At 44.4% G+C, this 4,199-nt stretch carries 2 tRNA genes and 2 rRNA genes; all 4 read left to right on the top strand.

What is annotated here, in order from left to right:
• The first annotated feature begins 381 nt into the window (after window positions 1–381).
• Window positions 382–1,907, top strand: a 16S ribosomal RNA gene (locus ACFSR1_RS08055).
• 162 nt (window positions 1,908–2,069) lie between these two features.
• Window positions 2,070–2,143 (top strand) — tRNA-Ile (locus ACFSR1_RS08060).
• 211 nt (window positions 2,144–2,354) lie between these two features.
• Window positions 2,355–2,428: transfer RNA gene (locus ACFSR1_RS08065), tRNA-Ala, on the top strand.
• A 248-nt stretch (window positions 2,429–2,676) separates the two neighbouring features.
• Window positions 2,677–4,199, top strand: a 23S ribosomal RNA gene (locus tag ACFSR1_RS08070); the annotation flags it as partial.

Below are 4,199 nucleotides of genomic sequence, written 5' to 3' on the forward strand. Positions count from 1 at the left end.
AAAAAAAATATTTTATTTTTTTTCTAAAAAGTTTTGTTGGATTAAAAAAGGCGTTGTATATTTGCACCCGCTTTGCGAGACAAGCGTAGTTCATAGGAATAAAAGTTACACTGGAGTAGGGTAATTTAGGTTACTTTTAAGGTTCGATTCCTTACTAATTTACAAGAAATCCGGAAGTGATTGTGATAGATTGCTTCTCCCTTTTATAAGGGGAGATTCGACATTGTTGGAGAGGGATTTAAAGTTCATTGATATATTGATTGACAGCGCGTATTGCAACTATTTGATATAGTTGTTTTACAATAAGAATTAAGACTAGAAGCATTTTTGAGATACGATTTAAAATTCCTGTTGTTATTGTTAAATAATATTTAAGAATACACGATGAAGAGTTTGATCCTGGCTCAGGATGAACGCTAGCGGCAGGCTTAACACATGCAAGTCGAGGGGTAACATAAGAATGCTTGCATTTTTGATGACGACCGGCGCACGGGTGCGTAACGCGTATAGAACCTACCTTATAGTAAGGGATAGCCCAGAGAAATTTGGATTAATACCTTATGGTATCAATTGATGGCATCGTTAATTGATTAAAGATTTATTGCTATAAGATGGCTATGCGTTCTATTAGTTAGTTGGTAAGGTAACGGCTTACCAAGACATCGATAGATAGGGGCCCTGAGAGGGGGATCCCCCACACTGGTACTGAGACACGGACCAGACTCCTACGGGAGGCAGCAGTGAGGAATATTGGACAATGGAGGCAACTCTGATCCAGCCATGCCGCGTGTAGGAAGACTGCCCTATGGGTTGTAAACTACTTTTATAGAGGAAGAAACCCCGGTATGTATACCGGTTTGACGGTACTCTACGAATAAGGATCGGCTAACTCCGTGCCAGCAGCCGCGGTAATACGGAGGATCCAAGCGTTATCCGGAATCATTGGGTTTAAAGGGTCCGTAGGCGGGTCTGTAAGTCAGTGGTGAAAGTTTTCGGCTCAACCGGAAAATTGCCATTGATACTGCAGGTCTTGAATCATTATGAAGTGGTTAGAATAAGTAGTGTAGCGGTGAAATGCATAGATATTACTTAGAATACCGATTGCGAAGGCAGATCACTAATAATGTATTGACGCTAAGGGACGAAAGCGTGGGTAGCGAACAGGATTAGATACCCTGGTAGTCCACGCCGTAAACGATGGTTACTAGCTGTTCGGACTTCGGTCTGAGTGGCTAAGCGAAAGTGATAAGTAACCCACCTGGGGAGTACGTTCGCAAGAATGAAACTCAAAGGAATTGACGGGGGCCCGCACAAGCGGTGGAGCATGTGGTTTAATTCGATGATACGCGAGGAACCTTACCAGGGCTTAAATGTAGTCTGACAGCTTTAGAGATAGAGTTTTCTTCGGACAGATTACAAGGTGCTGCATGGTTGTCGTCAGCTCGTGCCGTGAGGTGTCAGGTTAAGTCCTATAACGAGCGCAACCCCTGTTGTTAGTTGCCAGCGAGTAATGTCGGGAACTCTAGCAAGACTGCCGGTGCAAACCGCGAGGAAGGTGGGGATGACGTCAAATCATCACGGCCCTTACGTCCTGGGCCACACACGTGCTACAATGGTAGGTACAGAGAGCAGCCACTGGGTGACCAGGAGCGAATCTATAAAACCTATCACAGTTCGGATCGGAGTCTGCAACTCGACTCCGTGAAGCTGGAATCGCTAGTAATCGGATATCAGCCATGATCCGGTGAATACGTTCCCGGGCCTTGTACACACCGCCCGTCAAGCCATGGAAGCTGGGGGTACCTGAAGTCCGTCACCGTAAGGAGCGGCCTAGGGTAAAACTGGTAACTGGGGCTAAGTCGTAACAAGGTAGCCGTACCGGAAGGTGCGGCTGGAACACCTCCTTTCTAGAGAAAGACGATACTCAGGAATTGTTATTTTGAGGTGTTTTTAGTCTTAAGCTGTTAATTAATTAAACAATAGTTGTTAGTTTTTGGTTGTTAGTTGTTAGTATTTTTTAAAATATTTATAACGATCAACAAAAAACCACCAACCATCAACTATGAAGAAGTCTCATAGCTCAGCTGGTTAGAGCGCTACACTGATAATGTAGAGGTCGGCAGTTCGAGTCTGCCTGAGACTACAAGTCGAAAGACAGACGCGAAGTTTATGCGCCTATGGCGTAAGTCTGCCTGAGACTACGACGCAGCAAAGCTGCAAGTTTTAAGTTCAGAGTTTTAAATTTTGAGTTTAAATAAGTTCATTGATTATAGTATTGAAAGGAAATTCTAGAAGATAGAGTTTAAGTCACATTATTCGTAATTCTAAATTCGTAATTCTGAATTTCAAATAATGGGGGATTAGCTCAGCTGGCTAGAGCGCCTGCCTTGCACGCAGGAGGTCATCGGTTCGACTCCGATATTCTCCACGATTCTTTAGGTATAAGGGTTGATAGTTCATAAAACACAGGATTCATTCAATTGAAAGAGTATTTATGTTCATCATTTTTATGCTGTTTATAGGAAAAACGTTCATTGACATATTGATTTAAAGAATACGAGCATTAGTTGTTCTCGAGAGAGAATAATTAATGATACAAATTAAAAGAGTGTTTTATTATTTTTTATCGGAAATAATAAGACGAATAAACTAAAAGAGCAAGTTAAAGCAAAGACGCATAAGCTAATTAAGGGCGTATGGGGAATGCCTAGGCTCTCAGAGGCGATGAAGGACGTGATAAGCTGCGAAAAGCTGTGGGGAGTGGCACATACACTATGATCCGCAGATATCCGAATGGGGCAACCCACTATATTGAAGATATAGTATCCGCAAGGAGGCGAACCCGGAGAACTGAAACATCTAAGTACCCGGAGGAGAAGAAAACAATAGTGATTCCGTTAGTAGTGGCGAGCGAACGCGGATTAGCCCAAACCAGTATTGTTACGGCAATGCTGGGGTTGTAGGACCACGTTATAAGATGTATATTGAATTAGAACAGTTTGGAAAGACTGACCGTAGAGGGTGATAGTCCCGTATAGGTAAGATATATTGATTTAGTGGTATCCTGAGTAGTGCGGGGCACGTGTAACCCTGTATGAATCTGTGGGGACCATCCCATAAGGCTAAATACTCCTGAGAGACCGATAGTGAACCAGTACCGTGAGGGAAAGGTGAAAAGAACCCTGAATAAGGGAGTGAAATAGATCCTGAAACCATACGCTTACAAGCGGTCGGAGTCCGCCTCGGCGGATGACGGCGTGCCTTTTGCATAATGAGCCTACGAGTTACTTTTACTAGCAAGGTTAATCCGTTAAGCGGAGCAGCCGTAGCGAAAGCGAGTCTGAATAGGGCGTTTTAGTTAGTAGTAGTAGACGCGAAACCGTGTGATCTACCCTTGGGCAGGTTGAAGCTTTGTTAACCCAAAGTGGAGGACCGAACCCGTTGACGTTGAAAAGTCTTGGGATGACCTGAGGGTAGGGGTGAAAGGCCAATCAAACTCGGAAATAGCTCGTACTCCCCGAAATGCATTTAGGTGCAGCGTTGGTTATAGTTTTATAGAGGTAGAGCTACTGATTGGATGCGGGGGCTTCACCGCCTACCAATTCCTGACAAACTCCGAATGCTATAAAATGTTTACCAGCAGTGAGGGCATGGGTGCTAAGGTCCATGTCCGAGAGGGAAAGAACCCAGACCATCAGCTAAGGTCCCTAAATATATGTTAAGTTGAATAAACGCGGTTGAACTGCTTAGACAGCTAGGATGTTGGCTTGGAAGCAGCCATTCATTTAAAGAGTGCGTAACAGCTCACTAGTCGAGCGGTTCGGCATGGATAATAATCGGGCATAAACATATTACCGAAGCTATGGACTCGCCTTAGGCGAGTGGTAGGGGAGCATTGTAGTGGCGTTGAAGGTGAGAGGCGATTCTTGCTGGAGCAGCTACAAAAGAAAATGTAGGCATAAGTAACGATAATGCGGGCGAGAAACCCGCACACCGAAAGACTAAGGTTTCCTCAGCTATGCTAATCAGCTGAGGGTTAGTCGGGACCTAACGCGAACCCGAAAGGGGTAGTGGATGGACAACAGGTTAATATTCCTGTACCTGCTCACGCTAAAAGTGACGGAGGCGTATATTTGGTGCGAACTGACGGAAATGTTCGTTGAAGCCAGTGGTAACACGGCGATAGTACACAGAGGCTT

This window comes from Aquimarina rubra (assembly GCF_042684305.1).
GTDB classification, from domain to species: Bacteria; Bacteroidota; Bacteroidia; order Flavobacteriales; family Flavobacteriaceae; genus Aquimarina; species Aquimarina rubra.